At 42.6% G+C, this 25,879-nt stretch carries 23 protein-coding genes; 9 read left to right on the top strand and 14 right to left on the bottom strand.

Annotation, left to right across the window (positions count from 1 at the left end):
• Nucleotides 1–3: 3 nt before the first annotated feature.
• The 5 genes from ruvB to FTV48_RS01755 all read right to left on the bottom strand — a co-directional run bounded on the left by ruvB (nucleotide 4) and on the right by FTV48_RS01755 (nucleotide 5,251).
• Complete coding sequence (ruvB, locus tag FTV48_RS01770) at nucleotides 4–1,011, bottom strand: Holliday junction branch migration DNA helicase RuvB (protein WP_005097600.1); 1,008 nt, start codon at nucleotides 1,009–1,011, stop codon at nucleotides 4–6.
• A 222-nt stretch (nucleotides 1,012–1,233) separates the two neighbouring features.
• Nucleotides 1,234–1,836 (bottom strand): Holliday junction branch migration protein RuvA, encoded by a 603-nt coding sequence (ruvA, locus tag FTV48_RS01765; protein ID WP_005097599.1) that lies wholly within the window; start codon nucleotides 1,834–1,836, stop codon nucleotides 1,234–1,236.
• Nucleotides 1,837–1,956: 120 nt separating this feature from the next.
• Nucleotides 1,957–3,297 carry a deoxyguanosinetriphosphate triphosphohydrolase gene (locus FTV48_RS01760; protein ID WP_005097598.1) on the bottom strand — a complete coding sequence of 447 codons (1,341 nt, stop codon included), beginning with the start codon at nucleotides 3,295–3,297 and terminating at the stop codon, nucleotides 1,957–1,959.
• 173 nt (nucleotides 3,298–3,470) lie between these two features.
• Entirely contained in the window at nucleotides 3,471–3,602 is a 132-nt protein-coding gene (locus tag FTV48_RS14830; RefSeq protein WP_005097597.1) for a putative transporter small subunit, read from the bottom strand.
• Between the two features lie 11 nt (nucleotides 3,603–3,613).
• Nucleotides 3,614–5,251, bottom strand: coding sequence for a hypothetical protein (locus tag FTV48_RS01755; RefSeq protein WP_005170049.1), 1,638 nt, complete (start codon nucleotides 5,249–5,251; stop codon nucleotides 3,614–3,616).
• A 1,354-nt stretch (nucleotides 5,252–6,605) separates the two neighbouring features.
• Here FTV48_RS01755 and purL point away from each other — a divergent pair.
• The 3 genes from purL (at nucleotide 6,606) to FTV48_RS14905 (ending at nucleotide 11,890) form a co-directional block, all read left to right on the top strand.
• Entirely contained in the window at nucleotides 6,606–10,439 is a 3,834-nt protein-coding gene (purL, locus tag FTV48_RS01750) for a phosphoribosylformylglycinamidine synthase (protein ID WP_179999215.1), read from the top strand.
• Between the two features lie 526 nt (nucleotides 10,440–10,965).
• Nucleotides 10,966–11,412 (top strand): hypothetical protein, encoded by a 447-nt coding sequence (locus FTV48_RS01745; RefSeq protein ID WP_051064989.1) that lies wholly within the window; start codon nucleotides 10,966–10,968, stop codon nucleotides 11,410–11,412.
• 352 nt (nucleotides 11,413–11,764) lie between these two features.
• Nucleotides 11,765–11,890, top strand: a complete 126-nt coding sequence (locus FTV48_RS14905; RefSeq protein ID WP_005170067.1) for a KGW motif small protein — start codon at nucleotides 11,765–11,767, stop codon at nucleotides 11,888–11,890.
• A gap of 189 nt (nucleotides 11,891–12,079) precedes the next feature.
• Here FTV48_RS14905 and FTV48_RS01740 read toward each other — a convergent pair whose 3' ends face one another.
• A complete protein-coding gene (locus tag FTV48_RS01740) occupies nucleotides 12,080–13,822 on the bottom strand; it encodes an FAD-dependent monooxygenase (RefSeq protein WP_179999213.1) in 1,743 nt (580 codons plus the stop codon).
• A 171-nt stretch (nucleotides 13,823–13,993) separates the two neighbouring features.
• Here FTV48_RS01740 and FTV48_RS01735 point away from each other — a divergent pair, with 171 nt between their 5' ends.
• The 3 genes from FTV48_RS01735 to FTV48_RS01725 all read left to right on the top strand — a co-directional run bounded on the left by FTV48_RS01735 (nucleotide 13,994) and on the right by FTV48_RS01725 (nucleotide 16,826).
• Nucleotides 13,994–14,869, top strand: a complete 876-nt coding sequence (locus FTV48_RS01735) for a LysR substrate-binding domain-containing protein (RefSeq protein WP_179999211.1) — start codon at nucleotides 13,994–13,996, stop codon at nucleotides 14,867–14,869.
• A 29-nt stretch (nucleotides 14,870–14,898) separates the two neighbouring features.
• On the top strand, nucleotides 14,899–15,216 hold the full coding sequence (locus FTV48_RS01730) for a hypothetical protein (protein ID WP_005097590.1): 318 nt from the start codon (nucleotides 14,899–14,901) through the stop codon (nucleotides 15,214–15,216).
• Nucleotides 15,217–15,356: 140 nt separating this feature from the next.
• Entirely contained in the window at nucleotides 15,357–16,826 is a 1,470-nt protein-coding gene (locus FTV48_RS01725; RefSeq protein WP_159138207.1) for a carotenoid oxygenase family protein, read from the top strand.
• Between the two features lie 226 nt (nucleotides 16,827–17,052).
• On the opposite strand, the gene FTV48_RS01720 is transcribed toward FTV48_RS01725, so the two are convergent.
• Both FTV48_RS01720 and FTV48_RS01715 read right to left on the bottom strand, forming a co-directional pair.
• Complete coding sequence (locus FTV48_RS01720; protein WP_179999209.1) at nucleotides 17,053–17,856, bottom strand: nitroreductase family protein; 804 nt, start codon at nucleotides 17,854–17,856, stop codon at nucleotides 17,053–17,055.
• A 73-nt stretch (nucleotides 17,857–17,929) separates the two neighbouring features.
• Nucleotides 17,930–18,730 (bottom strand): enoyl-CoA hydratase-related protein, encoded by an 801-nt coding sequence (locus FTV48_RS01715; RefSeq protein ID WP_005097587.1) that lies wholly within the window; start codon nucleotides 18,728–18,730, stop codon nucleotides 17,930–17,932.
• Nucleotides 18,731–18,831: 101 nt separating this feature from the next.
• On the opposite strand from FTV48_RS01715, the gene FTV48_RS01710 reads away from it, so the two are divergent.
• Nucleotides 18,832–19,401 carry a nicotinate-nicotinamide nucleotide adenylyltransferase gene (locus FTV48_RS01710; protein ID WP_005097586.1) on the top strand — a complete coding sequence of 190 codons (570 nt, stop codon included), beginning with the start codon at nucleotides 18,832–18,834 and terminating at the stop codon, nucleotides 19,399–19,401.
• Nucleotides 19,402–19,406: 5 nt separating this feature from the next.
• Here FTV48_RS01710 and FTV48_RS01705 read toward each other — a convergent pair whose 3' ends face one another.
• Nucleotides 19,407–20,312 (bottom strand): LysR family transcriptional regulator ArgP, encoded by a 906-nt coding sequence (locus FTV48_RS01705; RefSeq protein ID WP_179999208.1) that lies wholly within the window; start codon nucleotides 20,310–20,312, stop codon nucleotides 19,407–19,409.
• 103 nt (nucleotides 20,313–20,415) lie between these two features.
• Between FTV48_RS01705 and FTV48_RS01700 the strand changes: the two genes are divergently transcribed.
• A complete protein-coding gene (locus FTV48_RS01700; protein ID WP_179999206.1) occupies nucleotides 20,416–21,021 on the top strand; it encodes a LysE/ArgO family amino acid transporter in 606 nt (201 codons plus the stop codon).
• A 454-nt stretch (nucleotides 21,022–21,475) separates the two neighbouring features.
• On the top strand, nucleotides 21,476–22,039 hold the full coding sequence (locus FTV48_RS01695; RefSeq protein WP_051064995.1) for a YceI family protein: 564 nt from the start codon (nucleotides 21,476–21,478) through the stop codon (nucleotides 22,037–22,039).
• A gap of 166 nt (nucleotides 22,040–22,205) precedes the next feature.
• Here FTV48_RS01695 and FTV48_RS01690 read toward each other — a convergent pair whose 3' ends face one another.
• From FTV48_RS01690 to dapD, 5 genes are all read right to left on the bottom strand, one after another.
• Nucleotides 22,206–22,664 carry a peroxiredoxin gene (locus FTV48_RS01690; protein WP_005170083.1) on the bottom strand — a complete coding sequence of 153 codons (459 nt, stop codon included), beginning with the start codon at nucleotides 22,662–22,664 and terminating at the stop codon, nucleotides 22,206–22,208.
• A gap of 80 nt (nucleotides 22,665–22,744) precedes the next feature.
• Complete coding sequence (locus FTV48_RS01685; RefSeq protein WP_005170085.1) at nucleotides 22,745–23,158, bottom strand: hypothetical protein; 414 nt, start codon at nucleotides 23,156–23,158, stop codon at nucleotides 22,745–22,747.
• Nucleotides 23,159–23,174: 16 nt separating this feature from the next.
• Nucleotides 23,175–23,843, bottom strand: a complete 669-nt coding sequence (gene queC, locus FTV48_RS01680; RefSeq protein ID WP_005170088.1) for a 7-cyano-7-deazaguanine synthase QueC — start codon at nucleotides 23,841–23,843, stop codon at nucleotides 23,175–23,177.
• A 35-nt stretch (nucleotides 23,844–23,878) separates the two neighbouring features.
• Nucleotides 23,879–24,589 carry a 7-carboxy-7-deazaguanine synthase QueE gene (queE, locus tag FTV48_RS01675; RefSeq protein ID WP_100355703.1) on the bottom strand — a complete coding sequence of 237 codons (711 nt, stop codon included), beginning with the start codon at nucleotides 24,587–24,589 and terminating at the stop codon, nucleotides 23,879–23,881.
• A gap of 131 nt (nucleotides 24,590–24,720) precedes the next feature.
• Nucleotides 24,721–25,542 (bottom strand): 2,3,4,5-tetrahydropyridine-2,6-dicarboxylate N-succinyltransferase, encoded by an 822-nt coding sequence (gene dapD, locus FTV48_RS01670; RefSeq protein WP_100329046.1) that lies wholly within the window; start codon nucleotides 25,540–25,542, stop codon nucleotides 24,721–24,723.
• Nucleotides 25,543–25,879 lie beyond the last annotated feature (337 nt).

Here is a 25,879-nt window from a genome sequence, read left to right as displayed (position 1 = left end):
GAATCACTTTTCTTTTGGCTCAGGTGGTGTCAATCCAAACTGTAAATAGGCCATATTGGTGGCAATACGGCCACGTGCAGTACGCATCACATAACCTTGCTGAATCAAATATGGTTCAATCACATCTTCCAGCGTACCAGAATCTTCTGCCATGGCAGCAGCCAACGCTTCAACACCAGCAGGGCCACCATCAAAACGTTCTAATAACATCGATAGATAACGGCGGTCTAAAGTATCTAAACCATCTTTATCGACTTTGAGCATGTCCAAAGCACGTTGCGCCATATCCTGATTAATTTCACCAGTGCCTTTGACCTGAGCATAGTCACGTACACGACGCAATAAGCGGTTGGCAATACGCGGTGTACCCCGTGAGCGACGGGCAATTTCTTTTGCGCCATCACCGGTCATGGGTACATCCATCAGGTTGGCTGAACGTTTGACAATGTGGGTCAAATCTTCAACTGAATAAAATTCTAAACGCTGTACGATGCCGAAACGGTCACGCAAAGGAGAGGTAAGCAGACCTGCACGTGTGGTTGCTGCAACCAGGGTAAAGGGTGGCAAATCCAGTTTGATTGATCGTGCAGCAGGCCCTTCGCCAATCATGATGTCGAGCTGGTAGTCTTCCATCGCTGGATAGAGAATTTCCTCAATCACCGGTGAAAGACGGTGGATCTCATCAATGAACAGGACATCACCTTCTTCCAGATTGGTCAGCATGGCGGCCAAATCACCGGCACGTTCTAGCACCGGACCTGAAGTCGACTTAAGATTACCGCCCATTTCGCGGGCAATAATATTCGCCAGCGTGGTTTTACCCAGGCCGGGCGGGCCAAAAATCAATGTATGATCCAGCGCTTCTTCACGGCCACGGGCGGCACCAATAAAGATTTCCATTTGCTCTCGAACCACAGGCTGACCAATATAGTCATCGAGTGAGGTTGGACGGATGGCACGATCAAAATGATCTTCTGGTTTTTCAGAACCACTGATGAGACGGTCTTGCATATCTTTTGAGTTAATCTCTATTGTTTATTTGAGGTGAATAAAGTCATAGCCTCAAAATGCTTTAACAATTCGTATGCCATTGTGCAGGCATGCTCTTACTTTTGACAGGGCAAAAGTAACAAAACCCTTTGCAAAAATAATGGCACATCCTATGCCATATTTCTGCGGCAGCATCCATGCTGCCTTCTCATCTTCATTTTGCAGCGAATATTTAAATCAGTATTAACGATTCATCGATTTTAATGCGGCACGAATAATGTCGCTGGCTTCAGTGTAATCTGCTTTAACCGCATTAATCAGTTTTTGCGCTTCAGCAGGTTTATAACCCAAAGACTGTAATGCAGCTTCTGCTTCAGCCACGGCTGAATTGCCCATAAACTGAATCTGTGGTGCAGTTGAATTGCTTGGCGCAGCACCTGAAGCCATGGCTTTAAAACGGTCACGTAATTCAATCATTAAACGTTCAGCGGTTTTTTTACCGACACCGGGAACTTTGACCAAGGTATTCACATCTTCATTTTCAACGGTATGAATCAGCATTTCCACACTTAAAGTCGAAAGAATACCCAAGGCCATTTTGGGACCCACGCCGTTGACTTTGAGTAAGGTGCGGAAAATGGTTTTTTCCTGAGCATTGATAAAGCCATACAGCAACTGTGCATCTTCACGCACGGCCAGATGGGTCCAGAGTGTGACTTGTTGTCCTTTTTGCAGCTGGCAGAAAGTCGTCAGCGGCGTATCAATTTCATAACCGACGCCATTTACATTTAACAGTACGGTGGGTGCTTCTAAAGCCAGTACTTCACCAATCAGACATCCAATCATCTTTTATCATCACTAAATTCAGTTTTGCTGCATAGTAGTCAGCATTTTCCGGAAAGGCAAAATCTGCCGCTGTAAAATAGATGATTTTATTACAATCATCCTCCCATACAGCAGAATATTTTATAACAATCCGGCTTTATTGCCTTGTAATTCCTGCGACAGGTTATAAGCCTGATGATCAGAAAATTTCGAAACAATATCCAGCACCTGCATGATATTGTCATAATGGCTGGCGCTAAAATTCGCCCCTGAACGTTGCAGAATCGACATCAAGCGCTGTTCTTTAAAACTCAGGTTTTTATGCGGCGTTGTTAAGGGAATAAAGGCATCCAGAATATTTTGCAAACATTGATGCGCGATAATTTCCAGTCCTGCTTTTTGCGGATGCTCAAAAATTTTATCCCGTGCCAGTTCTTTGGCGCGATTAATCCCGATTTCAATGTCCGCAGTACAATATTGCAATAAAGTACCTTGTAACTGACCCGATAAAATCTGGTCATGATGACGGGCAAAAGCCGTTGTCACTTCATCGACCAGACGTTTCATGACCCGACCACGCAAGGCGGCAATTTTTTGCTGCCAGGTGGTATTGCTCATGGCGATTTCAGAAGGAATACCATAATCACCGAGCAGATTTAAAAAGACCGGCTCAACTTCGTCATAACTGAGCATATTCAGGCTAATACCATCTTCAAGGTCAATCAGGGCATAACAGATATCATCAGCCGCTTCGAGCAGATAGGTCAGTGGATGACGGCAGTAATGATATTCAGCTAACTGAATCAGTCCGAGTTGTTCTGCAATCTGCTTTAAAATCTCTTTCTCGGCCTGATAGCAGCCAAACTTGGCCCGATTGCTGGCAGGTAAATCGACTTGAGATGCCATGGTTTTTGACAGCCACGGATATTTTAAATAAGCCCCTAACGTGGCATAAGTCAAACGCATGCCGCCATCATTGGGATGGTAATCGATTTTGGTCAACAGGCGTAGACCTTGGGCATTGCCTTCAAACTGACGTACATCGGCTTCTTGTTCAGGACTGAGATCTTTTAAAAAATCGGTATGCGATGCATCGTCGAACCATTCTCGAATGGCATATTCACCGGCATGGCCAAAAGGGGGATTACCAATATCATGTGCCAGACAGGCAGCCTGAATAATGGCACCGACATCGGCCGGGGAAATCCAGGGCGGTAACTGATCTTTTATTTTCTCTGCGGCCAGCATCCCGAGTGAACGCCCAATACAGGACACTTCAAGTGAATGTGTGAGTCGTGTATGAATACCATCGTGCTGGGTTAAAGGGTGAACCTGAGTTTTACGGTTCAGCTGGCGGAAACTTTGTGAAAAAATAATACGGTCATAATCTTTGTGGAACGGGCTACGTGCCAGTTCAGTACTTTGCTTTTTACTACCAATCCGAACTGTCGAAAGCAGCTCTAACCAACGCATTTGAGTCATTTATCATTATTCAATTCTTTGCTAAGTGCATCATGCCAAAAAAGTAGCAACAGCACTAGAGTGCTGCGACATGAATTGTCGGAACAAACAAAACTCTGTGGAAATTTCAGCTGAACAATCGCTATAAAAAAACAGGTCATATTGACCTGTTTTTATCTCATGATAGAAGTGGACTAAAGCAAATCTTCACCACTGATCTTGGCTTCCTGGATGTCTTTATAGACCCCCATGCAAATGACGAACAAAATCATCGTCGCCACCAATGGCCAAAAAAGTACATATAGGGTCATAAATTGACTACTCATCTGAAATCTCCTTATTTACTTTTCTCAGATACCTGGTGAAATTCAATCACCATCTTATTGATTTGTTTAAAATCAAATCGTTCTTTGCTATTCATTAAAGTCAGTACTGTACAGACAATGGCGCTGCTGCCGTAGGCGGTCAGGGAACTCAATAGCGTGCCATAATCACGCAGGAAGCCGATGGTCCATGGAAGGAAGCCGATACTGGCCAGAATACCGACCACCAGGCCGACTTTCTTGCCAAAGAAGCCAAAGCTCATCAGACCCAGTACCACACCAATACCGATGGTGGCCATAAGCTCAAAACTGAGTGCGATCAGACCCTGAATTGGCAGCCATTCAAATCGAACCACCAGAAAGCTTAAAAATGCGATACCGACAGACCAGTTAAAGGCACGGGCATTGACCTTGTCCCAGTACAGGCTGGCAATCACCGGGAATACGATGGCACCCCAGAGTGCACCGACGAAAATCAGCATCGCTAGAATGTCGAATTTAAGCGTGGCAATTAAAATACCGAGCATGGTGGCTACAATCATGGTCATCCGGCCAATAAACAGCATTTTCTTCGGATCAGGACGATTTTTAGCAATCTGTTTGCCATAAATATCGGTCATTACGATGGCAGACAGGGCAGATAAATCCGAATCCGCCGTTGACGAAAGCGCGCCAATCACCATGACAAAGAGTAAGGCCACCATAAATGGAGACAGATACGTTGCTGCCATTTGTGGAATCAGGTTGTTCAGGTTGCCATCAATCGGCTGAATCCCGGCAAATAGCGCCAATAATCCGAGCATTCCCAAACCGACGACAATCGCGGCATAACCGATGGTTGCAGTAATGAAGCTGGGTTTGATCAAGTCTTTACGCACTGCAAACAGGCGTTGGGCGATGGTCTGGTTACCAATCGCATAAGCCAGTACCGCCACAAAAAATGGCGCACCCTGTTCTAAAAATGCGGTTTTCGAAAAGAAATCCAGTTGTTCCGGTTGCAGATTATGCATGCCGGTCTGGAACAGTGAAGGGCCGCCCAGGGTGAAAAATAGCGTCGGAATAATGATCACTGCCGCCACAATCATGGCGACCAGTTGCCCAAAGTCGGTAAATACCGAGGAGCGGAAACCTGACCATAAAGTATAGGACAGGACGCCAATTCCGGTAATCAAGACCCCATGGATAAAGCTGAGGGGAGACAGAATTTCAACCAGCGCACCTGCTGCGGTAAAGTTTACCATCAGACTGATCACGCTTCCGACAATATTGGAGCCTGCCAGAATCATCTGGCTCTGGTTGCCATGCCGTGCATGCATGATTTCTGCCAAAGTGTGTGCATTGGGTGCCAGGTCGCGGAAACGTTTGCCGAATGGGTAGATAAATAAAATCATCAGTGCACCCCACAAACCATAGTGTAAGGCACCGGAAACACCGTATTTATATCCGGACGAAGCTGCTGCATAAAATGAAGCGGCCCAGATCCAGGTGGCGGTCATACTGGCCGCAGACATTCCAAATCCGATGGAGCCATTCGAGACCATATATCCATCGACATTTTCATTTTTTTGCTTAATGCGTAACGACAATAGAAAGGTGATGCCATAGAAAAGCACCATCAATAGTACAGTTGCTGTACTAGTGAATTGAAACATACATACTCCTTAAGCGGGTCACCTTTTGTTTTTGAAAATTAAATCATTGGCAACAGATTAAGGCTCTAGATTAGACAGAGCAGTGAAGCTACAGAAAATAAAAAAACCAGCGTCTGAATATCAATTGGATATTCATATCTGCAGCAGAAAAGAGGATGATTCATGCGTCCTGAATGTGGACATTTCCTCAGCAATTGGCGTAGAGGTTAACATAAAATCATCAAATTTACTGATGAAGTCATTAATTATGTAGATTCTTTGCTGATATAAGGCTATTTTTGATTTCAACATCTTATAAAATGTAGATCTGTTGGTTATATATTTTTATAGGAATTACAGGTATTTATTGCATGGTTTTTTATTAGAATAAAGATGGATGTCAGTCAGAAAATGAAAAAGTAACAAAATTTTAATATTTCTTATTTTCTTCATTATGAGTAGTGATTTTTTTCATAATAGCCTAAAAAACTTTCATTAATTCATGTCTGATGATGCTTATATATTCTGAATTTTTGCATAAGAATAGAGGCCGAGAATCAGTTTGAATTTAAGCTTTATATTTTCAATTGATTAGCATGTAATTTCGCTCTTTTTAGCGAAGAATTTAAGAAATATTTGAATCAATATTTTTGGTTAATATATCGGTGAAAACAGACTTAATATCCTGGAAATTCATTTACTAAAGTAGATCTATTGATTTTAATTCTCACTCTTTATTAGAAACTATGGTGGGGTCTTATATGTGAGATTTAGGTATCTTTGAATAGAGTTCATATATTAAGATGAGTGATCGGAATAATCTGGGCTACCGGATATTACTGGAAGTCGATTGAAGCAGGCGATATAGTTTGCTCATACAGACAGGCTCGAAAAGGGAGAACAGCGGGGCAGAGTCTTAAATCCTGCAATGGAGCCCGGAATGGGGATAGCTGGATACAAAATTATTTCAGTAGTGCAACTCGCCGACAGAGAGATGAGCTAAAAAATGAACTCGACTGTTTCAGTCTATCCCGAGAAGCTTTAGCCTAGCCTTAATAAGTTTTTTATAACGGCTCAAGAATAAGTTCTGTACGCATTTTAAGTGGTCTTGCTGTTGAAAAATAATACAATTTTCTTAAGTGAAATTATTGTTAATCGGTTTTGATTTTTCTTTAACAAATTGTGTTAATCTACGCGACTACATTCAATTTTCCTGCCTGAAAATAAACACAATATTTTAAAAATACAGAATATTTCAGCCGTAGTTTTCGTATTTGCCATCTAGCCGATTTCCTTATTTCACAGTAGAATATGCGCTCTCTCAAGTCACATTGTGGCATGGTTGTTCAGACCATCCCGTGGAGCCAAAATCAGCATGTTTATCGTTGCCGGTGCACCCGCACATTCTTCTTTTAAGAAAACTCAACTATTATCGCGTTTGACGTCAATTAGTTCTGTTCAATCAATTGAAAGTCAATGGGTCTACCTCTTTGACCAAGCGCTCAGCGAGCAACAACAGCAATCAGCTTTACAGCTTCTCAACGATGGGCAATCTTTTGAATTGCACCAGGCTGCAAGTGATGAAATCCAAATTTTAGTGACACCGCGTGTCGGCACCATCTCGCCTTGGTCTTCTAAAGCTACAGACATTTTCAAAAACTGTAATACGCCGGTGCATCGTCTTGAGCGCGGCGTTTTATTTACGTTGAAGGGTCTAAAACACGTATCAAATGAAGTTCAACAGATTTTGCATGACCGTATGACTGAAAGCGTATTCAATGCGATTGAAGAGGCTGCGGTACTGTTTGTTGAAACAGCACCAAAACCACTGAACTCGATTGATATTCTAGGTGAAGGTAAAGAGGCACTGGTTAAGGCCAACAACGAATTTGGTTTTGCATTGTCGATGGAAGAAATTGATTACCTGACTGAAGCGTTTATCAAGCTGGGTCGTAATCCAAATGACATCGAACTGATGATGTTTGCACAGGCAAACTCTGAGCATTGCCGTCATAAAATCTTCGGTTCTGAATGGACGATTGATGGTGAAGTTCAGCCATTGTCATTGTTCCAGATGATCAAGAATACTTATAAAGAATCACCTACAGATGTATTGTCGGCTTATAAAGACAATGCTTCGGTGATTGTCGGTTCGGATACCCAGCGTTTTTATCCAACCAAAGAAGACAATGGCCAGCAGGTTTATAAATATAAGAGTCAAGCCGCGCATATCTTGATGAAAGTGGAAACTCACAACCATCCGACAGCGATTGCACCATTTGCCGGTGCTGCGACAGGTTCGGGCGGTGAAATCCGTGATGAAGGTGCGACCGGTCGTGGTGGTAAGCCTAAAGCAGGTTTAACCGGCTTTACAGTATCTAACCTGAACATTCCGGGCTTTGAACAGCCTTGGGAAGAAAACTATGGCAAGCCATCGCGTATGGCATCGCCGCTACAAATCATGATTGAAGGCCCATTGGGTGGCGCTGCGTTTAACAACGAATTTGGTCGTCCTGCCTTAAATGGTTACTTCCGTACCTTTGAACAAAACATCAATGGCGATGTTAAAGGTTTCCATAAGCCAATCATGATTGCCGGTGGTTATGGCAACATCCGTCCAGATCACGTTGAAAAAGATCCAATCTTGCCCGGTGATTTATTGATCGTGCTCGGTGGCCCTGCCATGCTGATCGGTCTCGGCGGTGGTGCAGCATCTTCTGTAGACAGCGGTAAACTCGGCGAAAACCTGGATTTCGCTTCGGTACAACGTGAAAACCCGGAAATGGAACGCCGTTGTCAGGAAGTGATTGATACTTGCTGGCGCATGGAAGACCAGAACCCGATTGTGTCTGTACATGATGTCGGTGCAGGTGGTGTATCGAATGCCATGCCTGAACTGGTGAATGACCATGAACTCGGTGCGGTGCTGGATCTGCGTAAGATTCCATCGCTTGAGCCGGGCATGTCGCCTATGGAGATCTGGTCAAATGAAGCGCAAGAGCGTTATGTACTGGCGATTCGTCCATCTTCTTTAGAATTATTTGAATCGATCTGTGCGCGTGAACGTTGTCCGTTTGCGGTACTCGGTGAAGCAACTGAAGCGCGTCACTTAACCGTTGAAGATCCGTTATTTGGCAACAAGCCAGTGGATATGCCAATGCAGGTGATGCTTGGTGGTACACCGCGTATGAGCCGTTCATATGAAACGATTGAACGCAAAGGCGATGATTTCGACGCGGCTAAAGTCACAGATCTGAAAGATGCGATTTATCGCGTTTTGAAAAACCCGACAGTGGCTTCTAAATCATTCCTGATCAGTATTGGTGACCGTTCGATTACTGGTATGGTGGCACGTGATCAAATGGTCGGTCGCTGGCAGGTTCCGGTGGCGGATGCTGCGGTAACAACGACAAGCCTAGTAGGCTACACCGGTGAAGCGATGGCGATGGGTGAACGTCCACCAGTCGCATTGCTCAATCCTGCTGCATCGGCACGTTTATCAGTGGCTGAATCAATCTCGAACATCATGTCTGCGAAGATTGAAAAAATCAGCGACATTAAATTGTCTGCAAACTGGATGGCTGCTGCCGGTCAACCGGGCGAAGATCAAGCGCTATTCGAAGGTGTAAAAGCCATCGGTATGGAAATGTGTCCAGCACTGGGTATCGCAATTCCAGTCGGTAAAGACTCATTGTCAATGCGTACCACCTGGAATGATGAAGGCGAAGACAAATCAGTGACTTCTCCAATGTCAGGCGTGATTACTGCATTTGCACCAGTGACCGATGTTCGTAAAACATTGACTCCTGAATTGAAAAATGAAGAGTCGGTACTGGTTCGTATTGACTTATCGAAAGGTCAGTTCCGTCTAGGTGGTTCGATTCTGGCGCAGGTGTATAAAGCAATCGGTTCTGTGACGCCTGATGTCGACAGCTTCGATGACTTCAAAGCATTTTTCGCATTGGTTCAAGACTGGAACAATCGTGGTCTGATCAAGGCATATCATGACATCGGTGATGGTGGCTTAGTCGCAACTGTTGCAGAAATGATGTTCGCATCACGTCTGGGTGTGGCTTTAGAAGATCAGTCAACTGCAAGCCTGTTTGCAGAAGAAATTGGTGCAGTGCTTCAAATCAGCAAAGCGGATTGGGCAGCATTAGAAGCTGAAGTTACAGCATCTACCCTGAAAGATGCCATTCAGGTGGTGGGTACGGTAAATAACACGGATCAGTTATCTGTAAACGGTCTAGTACTTGAACGTGCTGATCTGCAAGTGGCTTGGACGGAAGTATCCCACCAAATCCAGCGCCTACGTGACAACGTACAAACTGCGGATCAGGAATTTGCTCTTATCACTGACAAATCTCATGCAGGTATCATTGCGAAACCGACATTTGATTTGAATGAAGCGATTGAAGCGCCTTATATCAACTCACGTCGTCCAAACATGGCGATTCTGCGTGAGCAGGGTGTCAATGGTCATATTGAGATGGCAGCAGCATTTGATAAAGTAGGCTTCAATACTGTTGACGTACATATGAGCGACTTGCTGGCAGGTCGTATCAGCCTGGATGATTTTGAAGGCTTAGTGACTTGTGGTGGCTTCTCTTACGGTGACGTGATGGGCGCTGGTGGCGGCTGGGCAAAATCAGTATTGTTCAATACTAAACTGCGTGACCAGTTTGAGAAATTCTTTAACCGTCAGGAAACCTTCTCGCTGGGTATCTGTAACGGCTGTCAAATGTTGTCTCAGTTGGCTCCGCTGATTCCGGGTGCTGATGCTTGGCCACGTTTCCACCGCAATACTTCTGAAGTGTTTGAAGCACGTGCGGTGAATGTTCGTGTGGAAAAATCAAACTCTGTATTGCTTCAGGGCATGGAAGGTTCGATTCTGCCGATCGCTGTAGCACATGGTGAAGGTCGTGCGGTTGCAACTGCGGAAAACTTTGCTGCGCTCAACGCATCGAATCAGGTGGTTCTGCGTTATGTAGATAGCTTGGGGAATGCAACACAACATTATCCATTGAACCCGAACGGCTCACCGGAAGGTATTACCGGTGTAACCTCTCAAGACGGTCGTGCAACAATTATGATGCCGCACCCTGAACGTAACTTCCGTGCGATTCAGCATTCTTGGAAACCAGAAGACTGGGATCAAGATGGTGCTTGGTTACGTATGTTCCGTAATGCACGTAAGTTCATTGGTTAATCGGTTTTAGATTAAAAAAGGGTTGCGTCAGCAGCCCTTTTTTTATGTATGTTTCGGAGTTAACATCGTTTAAATAATTCAAATAAGTAACCAGTTTAAATCATGAAAATATTTACATATTTTATCTTTGCATTATTGTGTTTTAGTGCAGATTATAACTTTGCAGATGGTGCATATTTAAAAATAGAAATAACGGCAATAACCATTTTAGGACTCGTTTCCTATAGTCTGGTTTATTTGACTCTCTTCGAAAAAATGTCGGATGAGCTGTATAGTCCACATTTAAAAATCATCTTGTGTTTAGCTTTGCATTTGATCGCTGTTGCGATCTTTTATATGAAATATCGTAAACACTACAGATCTACTAAATCATGAAAATATATTGAGATTCAGGATAGATGTTGAGCTTTTTGACAATGATGATGCATATAAAATAAAGAGGTACCTCATGCCAAGAATATTTATCAGATTCTCAAGGTGCATTTTACTTATTTCACTATTCACATTGGCGGGGTGTGATACATACATGTGGCGAGCTAATATCAAGCATTTAGATGAAATAAAACAAAGTGGTTATTTGCCGAAACTCAATCGTGATCGCGATATCGAAGGCCCTGATGTGAATCAAAACGGAATTCGTGATGATATTGATCTCTATATTGAAAAGAATTTTATAAATATGGAACAAAGACAGGCGGTAAAACAATTGGCTATGGTTCTGCAAGAGAGCTTATTACTCGATACTTCTCAGCAATACCCGCTACGAAAAATTGCATTTGAAAAATCGCGCGCGATAGGCTGCATTTACGAGCGTTTTTCTCAAGATACTTTGTACAAACCATCCAATGTCGTTCAGCATGTCATTGCAGTCACCACAAACACAAAACAGCGCTTTAAGGCGTATTTAGCTTTTAGTAAAGCGATGGATGGTAAAAGTATCACACTTCCAAATGAGAACTTATGTAATGAATAATTCATGCTTACAGCAAAGTCACTTCTCATGTGGAAATATCAGAAAATTACTAATCATTAATTTTCTTAATTTTTAATAAATAACATTTAAAAATATTAACTTAATTATACTTTATGGAAAAATAATTTAAAAATATCTATAATTACTTAATTCGTATCCACCTTGGGGTGGATTTTTGCTTTTTAAGCATTCTGATTTTTTAATTTAACTTCTCCCACTGAACTTGGTTTAGATTTTGCTTTCATATTGTATATAAAGTGCTATGGTATGTTTTATGCACAACTTTATTGCACTATAAAAGAAAGATGGAATAGATCAGTTCAGTATCAATTCTCAAGTATGAGGTGATGACATGGCTAAAACACTTAGAATAATGGATAAGGCGGCAATGCGTCAGAAAGGCTGGATGTTGTTTGCTATTGTCGTAGGACTACAAATATTGTTTGTTGTGGGCAGTTATTTGATGCAGGGTTCTTGATATTTGGCTTTAAAAAAGCCACCGAGAGGTGGTTTTTTAGTTTTGTTTCTATATTTGCTTTTGTTCGGGCATGAGGAACATTGCTCCGAAAGACAAAACCCCTTCGTCAGACTGATAGAATGACTATATCCCACAGGCTGACAGGTGACATCCATGTCGATGGTCAATTAAATATGATTGATGGAATAGTTAGATTATGAGTTGAACTTGCTTCAATACCGCCTTTAACGTATTTTCATAATCAAAAGATGCATTGGTACTGTCCTGATAACGCCAAGCCACATAACCATCTGGACGAACCAGCACTGCACCTGATTCATGAACTTCAGACTTGGCATTCCAAGTACCATAGACATCACGATACTCACGTGAACCAATCTGAATTACATCTAAATAAGGTAAATCTAGAGCCTCGGCAGCCAATCTCCAGCCTTTGCCTGATAAACCTGTCAGTAAGGTAAAACGGCCTTTACCGCTAATATCCAAAGTGGATTGCTTTTGGCCTTTGCTATTGATTAGCCAGGTATGTGGAACTTTGGCACCCGGACGAGTCGTGGCTTGCAGATAAAGCTGTTCATCTTTTTCAAAGATCTCGGGCTCAGTTTCACTCATCACCGCATTTGAGCTATAGCGCTGATTCAGTTCAACACCTTGGGCATTAAATTCAAAATGCTTAATTTCAAGTGCTTCAAATAACTTTTTACGAATTTCGGCACCTTGCTCATCTTCAGCAAAAATACGTTCCAGCATCTGTTTTTGCGTAGTGATGCCTTGGTCAAAACCAAAGACTTCTTTTAAATGCTTATAGTCAAAACGGGATTGGTTGGCACGTGCGACAATCTGCTTGCCTACAGGCGCACGTTCAGACGTATATGAATCGAGGAGGGAAGGTGCGGCCCAACCTTTGATTGCATAGGTGAGTTTCCAGCCAAGGTTAAACGCATCCTGCATACAGGTATTTGAACCTAAACCGCTTGAAGGCGGGTGACGGTGTACAGCATCACCACCACAGAACACGCGGCCTTTAGAGTATTCAGTTGCCCAAGTCTGGTTTACATACCAGTAGGACAGTTTTTGGATTTCGACATCTTCCACTTCAGCGCCAACAAATGTATTCAGACGCGATCGAACCTGTTCTTCAGTCACTTGTGGCTCGCCTTTGGAAATGTCAAAGCCCCAGCCCATAATCCATTCATTCCAAGGCGTAATGGCACGTAGCAAGCCCATACCGAGATCACCAAAGCTGGCTTCAGGATTGACGATCCATTGCAGAATCGCAGGGCGGTGCTGAACATATTTGCTTAGATCGGCTTTAAAAGTCACATAGACTGTACCCGCACGCGCCATCACACCTTCGAGTGGTAGCTCAAGTTGCTCAACCACTTTTGAGCGTGCGCCATCCATACCAATCAGATATTTGGCTCTTAAACTAAATTCTGTGTTGGTAATCCGGTTCAGGAAAGTAGCGGTGACACCATTTTCATCCTGAACATGCGATAAATATTCAGTATTGAAGTTATAGATTGCACCGCGCTCACCGGCATTCTTGACCAGTAAGGCTTCCATTTTCGGCTGAATCAAATCCACCAATGGACATGGACTGCCTTTGATATAGTCGCCATGACGTTCATCACCTGTGCCCCAAGCGCTTAAACGGGCAATTTCTTCACCGACCAGACTGGTGGTAATCAGGCTTTCGCCCATGTGTTCCCACGGTGTCGCAATTTCTTTGACTTGTTCTTCAATGCCTAAATCACGTAATACTTCCATAGCACGCTGATTGGTAATATGTGCACGTGGACTATTGGCCAGCCAGTTAAACTGTGTGAAGAGTTGAACTTTAATTCCATAGTTTGCCAGTGCTAAACCTAAGGTCGATCCTGCAGGTCCTGTGCCAATTACCAATACGTCAGTATCGTAATGCTGTGTCATACATGACTCCATGTGTCTGTCTGAAGAACAAGATTTGAATATATTTACAATCCAGTGTAGTGAAATTCAGGCAATACAATAGGAGTATTCATATAAACTATAGGTCTATTGAGATTCTTACTACTTTCTCGTTTGGCAGCTTAAAATGCCTGAGAATATGCGGCTGAGTTTATGGAACTTCGACATTTACGTGCTTTTTTAACAGTAGCTCAGGAACAGAGTTTTACCAAAGCAGCAGATAAGCTGTTCACGGCGCAGCCTTCTTTAAGTCAGCAGATTAAGGATCTGGAGCAGGAAGTCGGTGTAATGCTGTTTGATCGTTCATCCCGGCAAATCAAACTGACCGATGAAGGGCAAGCTTTTCTGATTCATGCTGAACAGGCGCTTGAAAGTGCCAAACTGGCAGTTGCCGCGGCGCGTCAGGTGGCGCAGCAGAAAAATAACCAGATCCATATTGGCTTTTTAAATGTTGCAGAACTGAAAGTGATGCCAAATATTCTGGCCAAACTGAAGCAGAATATTCCTGATTTAAAAATACATCTGCATAGTCTGACCTGTATGGAGCAGATTCAACGCCTGAAAAATGCCGAGTTGGATTTAAGCTTTACCCGCTATTGTCTGCAACATCCCGATTTTGACAATATTCATTTAATGAATGAACAGATTTATCTGGTGGCAGCCGAGCATTTACATCCCACAGATCGGCCATTGAAGTTACAAGAATTGAAAAATCATCAGTTGATTATGTGTGAGCAAAATGCCTCGCCAGTCTTTTATGCGCAGTTGAATCACCTGATGTCTTTTGAACAATTGCAGCATGACCAAATACTATGGGTTACCAATGTGTTGCAACATATTAACCTGATCAATATGGGCATGGGTTTTAGCTTCGTCCCGGAATATCTGCTGCGTTTTTTAAATGAGCATGTGAAAATCGTGCAAACAGATCAAGTCCTGCCACAATTAGGACTTTATGCAACATTTAACAAGAATTCTCATAATTCTGCATTGAATATTATTACCCAGGCACTGGACAATAGATCTTAAATAAGCCATTGAAAATGTTGAAGGGAAACATGCTAAAACTCATTTATTATGTACCAGATGAACATCTTGAAGTGACTAAGGAAGCCTTGTTTAAAGCGGGTGCAGGCGGCATCGGAGATTATACCCACTGTGCCTGGCAGGTACTGGGAACAGGACAGTTTAAAGCGCAGCAAGGTGCAGATCCTTATATTGGTGAAGTCGGGGAATTAGAGCAGGTTGAAGAGTGGCGAGTAGAAATGCTGGTTGCTGATGAAAAGGCGGTCGAGGTCGCCAAAGCTCTGAAAGCAAGCCATCCTTATGAAGAGCCTGCTTTTGAGTTTATTCAGCTCCTGGATATTAAAGTCTAAACGTGCAACCTTATTGCTGCTAGAAGTAATGGTGCGCATCGTGTTTTAGCGTACCATCAGCTTATCTGTTTAAAATGATTAACCTCCTTTTATGAGTATAAAATCAGTCATCATCATAAAAATAAAACAGGAAAATAATAATGCAGTGGTCAAAACAGCTCGGCAATATCCTCAAGAATACGCTCAGTAAAACTATCAAACATGGTGCGGGAATCCTGCATAGCCGCATTCCCTATTCTCATGACAATCCCTATCTGGATGGCATATTTGCGCCACAACGACAGGAGCATTTTGCTACTCAATTGATGGTAGATGGGCAAATTCCTGTAGAACTAGAAGGTGCGCTGATGCGGATTGGCCCGAATCCGATCACGGTAAAGAACCCACGAAATTATCACTGGTTCACCGGTGACGGCATGATTCACGCGCTGAAACTCAAAGCTGGTGAAGCACATTGCTATAAAAGTGCTTATGTCGGATCGGCCAGTGTGCAGAAAAAATTGCATAGACCCCAGATTTTAGGGAAAACGCGTGGAGTCGCGGATGCGGTCAATACCAATATCATCCACTTTGCCGGGAAAATCTGGGCACTGGTCGAAGCGGGGGCTTATCCGATCGAAGTAAATCGTGAGCTGGAATCAAAACGGCATCAACTTTTTGAAAATGATCAGGATTTACCGTTTACGGCTCATCCGCATATCGACCCGGAAACAGGAGATATTCATGCGGTTTGTTATGATGCCTTGAATCATCATCAGGTTTTTTATTTACATATTGATGCTCAAGGCAAACTGCAACATCATGTCGAAATTCCAGTCAAACATGGCCCGATGGTGCATGACTGTGCCATTACTCAATCTCAGGTGCTGATTCTGGATTTGAATGTCAACTTTTCTATGCGTAGTGCCTTAAAAGGCTCACTATTACCCTATCAATGGAATCCTAAACATCAGGCTCGTATAGGTATGCTGCCTTTTGGTGGCAGTGCGGCAGACATCCGCTGGTATGAGATTGATCCCTGTTTTATTTTTCATACGGTCAATGCTTATGACCTGAACACAGGTGATGTAGTGATGGATGCAGTGGTACATTCCAAGGCACTGGTCAGTTCCATTCAGGGACCAATAGAAGATCAGGAGATTCGGCTGGAAAGATTGATCTTCGAGCAGCAAACAGGAAAAGTCACTCGAACTGTATTATCCAATATCAAGCAGGAATTTCCGCGGATCAATGAAGCCTATACAGGGCGGCCTTATCGCTATGCCTATAGTGTTTCCTTTGCCGGCTTTGATGATCCTTATCATGTTAGCAGTAATACACTCTTATACCATGATCTGGAAACCGGCAGTACAGCAAGCTATTCCTTTGGAGCAAACTGGGTTACAGGTGAGGCGGTTTTTGTCGCCCGAGAAGGTGCTCAAACAGAAAATGATGGCTGGCTGATGTCTTATCTACACGCCTTAGATGGCAGTCCATCGAAAGTGGTGATTTTAGATGCGCAATATATTCAGAAGGGGCCTATTGCCACGATTCATTTACCGGTTCGTGTACCCGTCGGATTTCATTGTAACTGGATGGATGACCGGAAATTGAGAACTTACTATTCTTAGATTTTGATGATGCATAAGCACTTTGGGTGCTGGCACAGTCTCATATCGCGTGAAGATTTAAATCTTTATTTAATAGGTTGATGTTACTTTGAAGGATAAGAAGGGTATGTCTAAATTAACCGAGATCCCAGGTTAGGCAGAAAATTCATTTCTGAATCTCTGCCTAAGAGTGGTATTCATATCGCCAAGAATATCAAATCAAAGATTTATTCTTCTATTGCTACTGTTAAACTTTCTGGATAAATAACTCACGATCAAAACGGTATTGCGGGAAGAACACGCCGTCTTTGGCGCGTTCACCTGCACCAATCACCATGACTGGATATTGCTGATCATTTAAGCCCAAGAGATCGCGTACCATCGGTTCATCAAAACCTTCCATCATGCAGCTGTCAAAACCATAAGCACGTAAGGCCAAGACCAGATTTTCGCAAGCCAGTGCCGTTGTTTTGGTTGCCCAAAGTTTGGCATCATTTGGACTAAAGGCAGAAACAGGCATCTGTTTATCTAAAGTGCGGGCAACTTTGAAAGCCACTTTTTTAAAGTTGCCAAAGACATTTAAATAACCGGTTTTATAGTTATATGGAATGTATTTATAGTATTTTTTGATGGCAGCTGGCGCTTCCGGATATGGAAATTCATTGACATTCCGTTTGGCCATTTCATCAATACGGTCGGTACGTGCCACACAGATAATCAGCTCAGAAGCCGTTTTTGCTGCCAGTTGGCTCATGCAGGCTTTGACCAGTCGCTTTTTCTTCGCCGGGTTTTGTACCACATAAAATGTCCAGGGCTGCAAGTTTGACGAATTGGGAGCCAGCAACGCCAGATCCAGACAAGCATCAAGTACATCTTCTGGAATTGGTTTTTTGGTAAATTTACGCACTGAACGACGACTTTCGATCACTTTACGGAAATTATCGACATCAATATCCTGTGGAGCAGGTTCATAATAACGTTTTTTATCAGGATTGGCGCTATCAATGGTTTCAGGAGACTGGGCAATAATGGATGAATTTTCAGTAGACATATTCTTTATTCTTACAGGTAAAGGAATCAATGAGGCAGTCTAAACCAGCTCATTGAGATCCTAAGTTTGAAAATTAGTTGAATTGTGTGAAATCAGGTTTACGTTTTTGCATAAAAGCTTGTACGGCTTCCAGCATTTCCGGAGAGCCAACGCGCTGCATGAAAATTTCTGCTTCATGATCGATGCAGGCCACAATTTCATCCAGATTATGTTTCATCAAGGCTTTGGTTTGCTTCAAAGATGCCAAAGGTAATGCTGCTAAAGTCTGCGCCTGTTTTTGTGCAGCCGCATAGGCATCTTCTTCAATACTATTCACCAGACCGGCACCGAGTGCTTTTTCGCTATTGAATTTTTGTGCAGTCAGCAATAATTCAGCCGCTTTATGATAGCCCGCCTGCTGAATCAGCAATTTGCTTGAAGCGCCTTCAGGCGATAGGCCCAGACTGACAAATGGAATCTGGAACAGGGCAGTATTGTCACTATAGACCAAGTCACAATGCAATAAGATGGTTACCCCAATCCCGATTGCAACGCCACGTACCGCTGCAATTAAAGGCTTGGAAAACTTGGCAGCCGCTTTGAGTAAAATAAAGGGCGGGCCTTCAGCCGCAGGGGCCTGACCTTTTTTCGCAGCAGATTTCATGAAATCCTGCATATCATTGCCCGCGCTAAAGTCCGTGTCCTGACCGCGTAACACCACCACACGCACCTGATTGTCCTGATCTGCTTCATCGAGCGCTTGAGCAATCCATAAATACAGCTCGCTGTATAAGGCATTTTTCGCTTCCGGGCGATTGATGGCTAAAGTGAGTACGCCATGTTCTAAATTCGCATGCAAATGCTCATGAGGTTGTTGAATACAGCTCAGTGTCATCGTACTATCCTTGCTTTAAAACTTAATTTGATTTTATGAGATTGATTATGTCGCATATTTATTGGGGCGGCACAACTCATGAGTCATAAAAATGATCTGTTATGAACTATACATTTGATTATCTGGTTTTCATTGGCCGTTTTCAGCCTTTTCATCTGGCGCATATGCAAACCATTCAGATTGCTTTGGAACACAGTCAAAATGTGATTTTGGCCCTTGGTTCTGCGCAGAATGAACGCAATATCAAAAATCCATTTCTGGCTTCGGAACGTGAAGCCATGATCCTTGCAAATTTTAGTCCGGAAGATCAGGCGCGGATTCAATTTGTAGAAGTCATTGATGTTTATAATGATGAAAAATGGCAAAAACTGGTGAAATCGCTGATAAATCAGGCCATAGAACCGAATGCCAAAGTCGGACTGATTGGACATTTTAAAGATGATTCTTCATATTATTTAAAATTTTTCCCGGAATGGGAAATGGTCGAACTGGAAAGCCTGGAAGGTGCTTTATCCGCTACGCCGATGCGTGAAGCTTATTATCGCGGTGAAATTCAACGGGATAAATTTCCACAAGGCACGATTGAGTTTCTAGAGCAATTCCAGCATACCGAAACCTATCAGCAACTCAGTCAAAAATTTGTCCAGAAGGATAAAAGCAATCTGGCCTGACTCGATCAGATGGCTAGAGGCTGATTCATGGTGGTCTGAGCATGCTGTTTTAAACATTCACCCAGAATCGCCAGAGCAGGAGACTGCTGTTTCCAGTGATGCCAATACAAGGGGACTTCAATTCGCATTTCACCGGAAAGTTCAATCAATTGTCCTGATTCCAGCAAATGCCGGGTTTGATAATCCGGCAACCAGCCATAACCCAAGCCCATGACAATGGCATCAAAAAATGCATGCGTCGATGGAATAAAAAAGTGAGGATATTGTGCCGGACTCAGGCCAAATTCTTGCTGGATATACTGGGTATGCAACTGGTCTTTTTCATTAAACAGAATCGCCGGTGCGTGGCGTAAGGCATCACGATGTATTCCTTGTTGAAACCAGTTCCGGGCAAATTCAGGCGTGGCAACCAGACGGTAGTGCATTGGTCCAATCCGCTCGGCCAGACAGCCTTTCATGGCTTTGGCTTCAGTGCTTAAACAGGCATTGACCAGTCCGGCTTCCAGTAAATGATGGGTTTGTGATTGGTCATCCAGTTGAAAATGCAGCACAATTTTATGCTGGATCAGTTGGGCTTGTAAGGTCGGCAATAACCAAGTCGCAAGTGAATCGGCATTGGTGGCAACATTCAGGCAGTAAAAACCTTCCTGTTGTACCTGACCACCCAAATCCTGCATTAAATTTTGTTCTAGCAAACGTTGATGCTGTAAATAATGCAATAAAGTTTGTCCCGATTGAGTCACGCGACAAGGCCGGTCTCTCACCAGCAGCAAGTGTCCCAATTGTTTTTCCAGACTCTGAACACGAAGGGTCACTGCTGAGGCAGTAATATTGAGTTGTTCTGCGGCCAGATCAAAACTACCGGTTTTTGCAACCGCGTAAAAAGCATTACATTGTTTCGCATTCAGCATCGCTATAATCTAAGAAAAATTTAGTTAAATTGATATTAACTTAGTTTTAATGAATAGCTTCCTTTTTGTTGAATAATTCATGTATTCAAAAAAGGGGAATGTGATGTTGAGTTATATGGTCAGTGGCTTTGCTGTAGGTATGAGCCTGATTGTCAGTATCGGGGCGCAGAATGCCTTTGTACTAAAACAGGGTTTAAAACAGCAGCATATCTTCTTGGTCTGTTTGACGTGTGCCTTGTCTGATACTATTTTGATATTATTAGGTGTTTTTGGTTTTGCTCACATCATTGAACATTATCCAAATGCGGTTATGTTTTCTAAATATATCGGCGCAGGATTCCTGTTTTATTATGGTCTGCAACATGCAATCAGTGCATTTAAATCAACAGAAGTTTTGGCTCCAAGTGATCAAGTTACAGCACATTTTTTACAAGTGTTGATGATCTGTCTGGCATTTACCTGGTTAAACCCGCATGTTTATTTAGAAACCGTCATCCTGATTGGTTCAATTTCAACGCAATATAGCCTAGGAAAATGGTGGTTTGCGCTTGGTGCTGTCTGTGCATCTTGGTTTTTCTTTTTTAGCTTGGGCTATGGGGCAAAGATATTGACACCCTGGTTTCAGCATCGCCATGCCTGGAAGGTTCTGGATGCTCTCATTGCTTGTACCATGTGGATCGTCGCAGGGTCATTAATTCTCAGTATTTAATTCAACTGGTAATATAAAAATCCTCAATTGAGGATTTTTATATTTTGAGCAAGAGAATGCGAGTAAGGTCTGTAATTGATATTTGTCTAGACATTCTGTTTTAAACATTTTTCAAAGAGAATCACAATAGAAAATAGAGTTTGCAGTGCTCGCTGTGTAAGCAAATTTTACTTCAGATTTTGTTGAAATATATGATCATATTTAGGAGATGAATTTTAAAATCAAAGTATTAACAGTCTCCATTCGATGAGCATACTTCGATTAGGCCATTTCTTAAAAATAAATACTAACGATTATTTTTTCCATTAGTCACTAAGGGTTTTACAAAAACTTCAGTTAACTGGTATAAAAATAACGAAAACAAAAATTCTAAAACTGAAAAGAAAATTTAATTTCAGCTTGAAGCGTGTACCTAAATCCGATCAATAAGAAATTAAACAAGGTGGATTTAAAATTGAAAACAACAATAAAAACTGGACTGATTGGCCTGGCAATCTGTTTATTTTTCAGCAGTCAGACTTTTGCAAAATCATGGACGCTCACTCCTAAAAGTGATGTCGGCTTTGAGATCAAGTCAATGGGACTGACTGTGGTCAAAGCCAAGTTTAATCAGGTGCAATCCAGCATGCAGTTTGATGCCAAAGCACCGCAAAATGCTTCAACGCATCTGGTCATGGATGTGGAGAGTTTGAGTTTTAATAAACCGTTATTGAAACATATGATTTTGGGTGAAGACCTTTTTTATGTTGAAAAATATAAAACGGTAAGTTTTAAAAGTATCCAGTTTAAAGACCTGGGCAATGGTAAATACAATGTTTTAGGCAATTTGACTTTGCGTGGTGTGACCAAACCGGTGATTTTTGAAACCACCTTTAAGTCGAGTCTGTCTAATGACAACTTGCTCGAAGTCCAGGCATTTGCAGTGATTAACCGCAGTGATTTCGGCATGAGAAAGGGGATCGCAGGCGTAGGGGAGAAAGTGAATCTGCATCTCTCGGGTCATTGTGAAGTTAATTAAGGGTGTTTGAATACAGTCTTTTTTCAGCTTAATAGACTGCTGCATGTCTATTGCTTAGCTTTAAAAATTGAAGCATAGAAGACATATAAAATGCTTGTATTACATCAAAGTAATCACAAAAAAAGCCCGATTTTTTCGAGCTTTTATCCTTGCAGGAAATAGTCAATTAAGCACTTTGCAGAGCTTTTAAATCTTCCAGGACTTGTTCGGCATGACCTGCGGCTTTGACTTTACGATATTCTTTGACCAGTTCGCCGTTATGGAAAATAAAAGTCGAGCGCTCGATCCCCATGACTTGTTTGCCATACATGTTTTTTTCTTTAATCACATCAAAGTGATTACACAGGATTTCTTCTTTATCACTGATCAGATTAATACTCAGATTCTGCTTTTCAGTAAAGTTTTGATGGGCTTTGACCGAATCACGAGATACGCCAATAATGGTGGTATTTAAAGCATCAAACTGATCTTTTAAACAAGAAAATCCGACGGCTTGAGTGGTACAACCCGGAGTAGAATCTTTAGGATAAAAATAAATCACCAGCCATTCTGTATCCAGCTGGGTTAAATTGATTTCAGCTGTCGTTGCAGGGAAACTCTGGTCAAGCAAACTGATGGCAGTCATATTAACTCCTGTTTTATTTAAATTTTTCAAAAAAATAAGCCACATTATAGTGGCTTATTTCATCAAAGAATAATGAGATATTATTTCTTCGGCGCAGCTTGAGCTGATTTCATTGCTTCTTCAGTCAAAGTTTTCAGTTTGCCTGTTAACTGTGGACCAAAACATGCTTGCAGGTCTTTATTCTGCTTCTGTACAAAAGCTAAAGTTCCAGGACTTTTCTTCTGATTAATGGTGCTTTGGATTTCCCATTTTTGTGCATTGGTTAGTTTACCATCTGCTTCAACAGCGCAAGTACAATATTTACTGACTTCAGCAGCGGTCAGTTTTTTACCTTTGCCAGTTTCATCTTTACAAACATTGATCAATGCAGATTTTACATTGGTGCTTTTATAAGCTTGTTGTAATTTGTCATCAGCTGCCTGAGCCGTTGTTGCGAACATAGCAGCAGCTGAAACAATTGCTGAAAGCACGATGCTTGATTTTAAATTCTTCATAAACTCTACCTTGTTATTACGGTATATAACGTGTCGGGTCTTCAACACCTGCGTCCGCAAAACCCTGTTTACGTAAACGGCAACTGTCACATTTGCCACAGGCACGTCCTTGGTCATCTGCTTGATAGCATGACACCGTTTGACTGTAGTCTACGCCATGTTCAATACCTAAGCGAATAATATTTGCTTTGGATAAATGTAACAAAGGTGTTTCAAATTTGAGCGCCTGACCCTCTACGCCAACCTTGGTCGCAAGGCGTGCCATGTTGGCAAATGCGTCAATAAATTCCGGTCGGCAATCCGGATAGCCCGAGTAATCAACCGCATTAATTCCGATCACAATTGCTTCGGCTTTAAATACTTCCGCAGCGGCTAAAGCATAAGACAGGAAGATGGTATTACGTGCCGGAACATAGGTAATCGGGATACCGGCTTGTTCATGATCAGGCACCTCAATGCTATGATCGGTAAGGGCTGAGCCACCCAGATTGCCCAGATCAATATTAATCACACGATGTTCCACACCGGCAGCTTGAGTCAGTGCTTTGGCTGCATCCAGCTCTGTGGTTGAACGCTGACCATACTTAAAACTGATCGCGATACATTCGTAGCGTGCCTGTGCCCAAGCCAGACATGTAGTTGAGTCTAATCCGCCAGATAACAGAACAATGGCACGAGGGCGCATAAGCTGATTCTCCAAAAAAGTAACTTTACAAAAAATTAACGACCAGTTTCATCATTCCATAACAACTTGTGCAGCTGTAACTGGAAACGAACAGGGAGATGGTCTTCTAAAATCCACTGAGCCAAATCACGCGCCAGTTGCGGTAAACGAACCGCGCCTTTTTCAACCGCAAATGCAGGCGAGAACCAGACTGTACTGACTTTCTCTTGAAGCTGATACTGTTCAAGCTGCTGCTTTGACCATTCATAGTCTTCACGGTTGCAGATCACAAACTTGATTTGATCATGTGGCGTTAAATGATCCAGATTGGATAACAAATTTCGTGCAACTTCACCTGAAGTTGGGGTTTTTAAATCTAGAACTTTGGAAACGCGCGAGTCTACTTTAGCAACATCTAAAGCACCACTGGTCTCTAAAGAAACCTCACAACCTAAATCAGCAAGGCGCTGCATTAAAGGCAGGGCATTCGGTTGAGCCAGTGGTTCACCACCGGTCACACAGACATAGGGTGTTTTAAAATCGAGCGTGGTCTGAATAATTTCATCCAGAGACTGACGCTGACCACCTTCAAATGAATAGGTGGTGTCACAGTATGTACAGCGTAACGGGCAGCCGGTTAAGCGGATAAAAACCGTTGGCAAGCCCGCAGCATTGGCTTCACCTTGTAATGAATAGAAGATCTCCGTAATGCGTAAACCCGCAGACGGATCAGAAACTGGAATTGCGGAAGAACGAAGCGTATTCATAACAAAACTAACCACTGAGAAATAAATAACCGGGTATAAAAATAAAAATCCCTACGATCATGACTGATCGTAGAGACGGGGAGCGCTTGAAGCTCCGAGGAACACCAATGTGCCCTCTAAGTTAAGACATATTAGTCTTCGCGTAATAGATCGTTCAGGCTGGTTTTGGAACGAGTTTGCGCATCTACTTTTTTCACGATAATCGCAGCATAAAGGCTGTAAGTACCACATTTAGAAGGCAGACTACCTGCAACAACGACTGAACCTGCTGGTACGCGACCATAGTGAATTTCACCAGTGGCACGATCATAAATCTTGGTCGATTGACCAATGAATACGCCCATTGAAATTACAGAACCTTCTTCAACGATCACGCCTTCAACGATTTCAGAACGTGCACCGATAAAGCAGTTATCTTCAATAATCGTCGGGTTGGCTTGAAGTGGTTCAAGTACACCACCAATACCAACACCACCAGACAAGTGAACATTTTTACCAATCTGTGCACATGAACCCACAGTTGCCCATGTGTCCACCATCGTACCTTCATCTACATAGGCACCGATGTTGACATAAGAAGGCATCAAGATCACGCCTTTGGCCTGGAATGAACCTTTACGCGCCACCGCGGGAGGGACTACACGTACGCCAGCCGCTTTGAATTGTTCTTCAGTCCAGTCTGAGAATTTAGTATCTACTTTGTCATAGAAACGAAGATCACAAGCTTGCATTGGTTTGTTGTCGTTTAATTTAAATGATAACAATACCGCTTTCTTAATCCATTGATGAACAATCCATTCACCATCGATTTTTTCAGCAACACGTAAAGTACCATTGTCTAGACCAGCAATTACGTCCTCAATTGCTTGACGGATTTCAGCAGGGCAATCTGCAGCTGTGAAATTCGCACGATCTTCAAACGCTTTTTCAATGATTGTTGAAAGCTGCGACATGATCTTCCTTCCAGAAAAAATTTTCTAGATTTTACACTATATTGCATTAAAAATAGTTGAGCAGATTGAAAATAGATGAAAAATAGCCAAAAGTGTGGGAAGTTTGAAAGAATGAACGTGATAAGTGTTATTTTTCATTATTTTAAAATGTAGTAGAAGTGTTAGAAAAAGCCAGGTTATCAACAAGAAAAACTAATTTGTATCAAAAAATAACAAAAGCCATACATGGTAATCAGACTGACCACCGCACGCCAGGTGCGCATCCACAGTTTTTCAGTGTTAAAAAATCCGCGACCTTGGTTAAAAATGAAAGGCAGGAAAATAAACAGCCCGACCA

It is taken from the genome of Acinetobacter sp. YH18001, from assembly GCF_013416975.1.
Classification (GTDB): domain Bacteria; phylum Pseudomonadota; class Gammaproteobacteria; order Pseudomonadales; family Moraxellaceae; genus Acinetobacter; species Acinetobacter pseudolwoffii.
This window is presented reverse-complemented; position numbering and strand designations above follow the sequence as displayed.

What these genes read in the sequence shown, in the direction of transcription:
- FTV48_RS01735 (WP_179999211.1), top strand. Translation starts at nt 13,994, where the DNA reads ATGGAACTTCGACATTTACGTGCTTTTTTAACAGTAGCTCAGGAACAG.
- FTV48_RS01700 (WP_179999206.1), top strand. Translation starts at nt 20,416, where the DNA reads ATGTTGAGTTATATGGTCAGTGGCTTTGCTGTAGGTATGAGCCTGATT.
- FTV48_RS01685 (WP_005170085.1), bottom strand. Translation starts at nt 23,158, where the DNA reads ATGAAGAATTTAAAATCAAGCATCGTGCTTTCAGCAATTGTTTCAGCT.
- queC (WP_005170088.1), bottom strand. Translation starts at nt 23,843, where the DNA reads ATGCGCCCTCGTGCCATTGTTCTGTTATCTGGCGGATTAGACTCAACT.
- FTV48_RS01740 (WP_179999213.1), bottom strand. Translation starts at nt 13,822, where the DNA reads ATGACACAGCATTACGATACTGACGTATTGGTAATTGGCACAGGACCT.
- FTV48_RS01710 (WP_005097586.1), top strand. Translation starts at nt 18,832, where the DNA reads ATGAACTATACATTTGATTATCTGGTTTTCATTGGCCGTTTTCAGCCT.
- dapD (WP_100329046.1), bottom strand. Translation starts at nt 25,542, where the DNA reads ATGTCGCAGCTTTCAACAATCATTGAAAAAGCGTTTGAAGATCGTGCG.
- ruvB (WP_005097600.1), bottom strand. Translation starts at nt 1,011, where the DNA reads ATGCAAGACCGTCTCATCAGTGGTTCTGAAAAACCAGAAGATCATTTT.
- FTV48_RS01715 (WP_005097587.1), bottom strand. Translation starts at nt 18,730, where the DNA reads ATGACACTGAGCTGTATTCAACAACCTCATGAGCATTTGCATGCGAAT.
- purL (WP_179999215.1), top strand. Translation starts at nt 6,606, where the DNA reads ATGTTTATCGTTGCCGGTGCACCCGCACATTCTTCTTTTAAGAAAACT.
- FTV48_RS01745 (WP_051064989.1), top strand. Translation starts at nt 10,966, where the DNA reads ATGTGGCGAGCTAATATCAAGCATTTAGATGAAATAAAACAAAGTGGT.
- FTV48_RS01725 (WP_159138207.1), top strand. Translation starts at nt 15,357, where the DNA reads ATGCAGTGGTCAAAACAGCTCGGCAATATCCTCAAGAATACGCTCAGT.
- FTV48_RS01720 (WP_179999209.1), bottom strand. Translation starts at nt 17,856, where the DNA reads ATGTCTACTGAAAATTCATCCATTATTGCCCAGTCTCCTGAAACCATT.
- queE (WP_100355703.1), bottom strand. Translation starts at nt 24,589, where the DNA reads ATGAATACGCTTCGTTCTTCCGCAATTCCAGTTTCTGATCCGTCTGCG.
- FTV48_RS01760 (WP_005097598.1), bottom strand. Translation starts at nt 3,297, where the DNA reads ATGACTCAAATGCGTTGGTTAGAGCTGCTTTCGACAGTTCGGATTGGT.
- ruvA (WP_005097599.1), bottom strand. Translation starts at nt 1,836, where the DNA reads ATGATTGGATGTCTGATTGGTGAAGTACTGGCTTTAGAAGCACCCACC.
- FTV48_RS14905 (WP_005170067.1), top strand. Translation starts at nt 11,765, where the DNA reads ATGGCTAAAACACTTAGAATAATGGATAAGGCGGCAATGCGTCAGAAA.
- FTV48_RS01755 (WP_005170049.1), bottom strand. Translation starts at nt 5,251, where the DNA reads ATGTTTCAATTCACTAGTACAGCAACTGTACTATTGATGGTGCTTTTC.
- FTV48_RS14830 (WP_005097597.1), bottom strand. Translation starts at nt 3,602, where the DNA reads ATGAGTAGTCAATTTATGACCCTATATGTACTTTTTTGGCCATTGGTG.
- FTV48_RS01705 (WP_179999208.1), bottom strand. Translation starts at nt 20,312, where the DNA reads ATGCTGAATGCGAAACAATGTAATGCTTTTTACGCGGTTGCAAAAACC.
- FTV48_RS01690 (WP_005170083.1), bottom strand. Translation starts at nt 22,664, where the DNA reads ATGACTGCCATCAGTTTGCTTGACCAGAGTTTCCCTGCAACGACAGCT.
- FTV48_RS01730 (WP_005097590.1), top strand. Translation starts at nt 14,899, where the DNA reads ATGCTAAAACTCATTTATTATGTACCAGATGAACATCTTGAAGTGACT.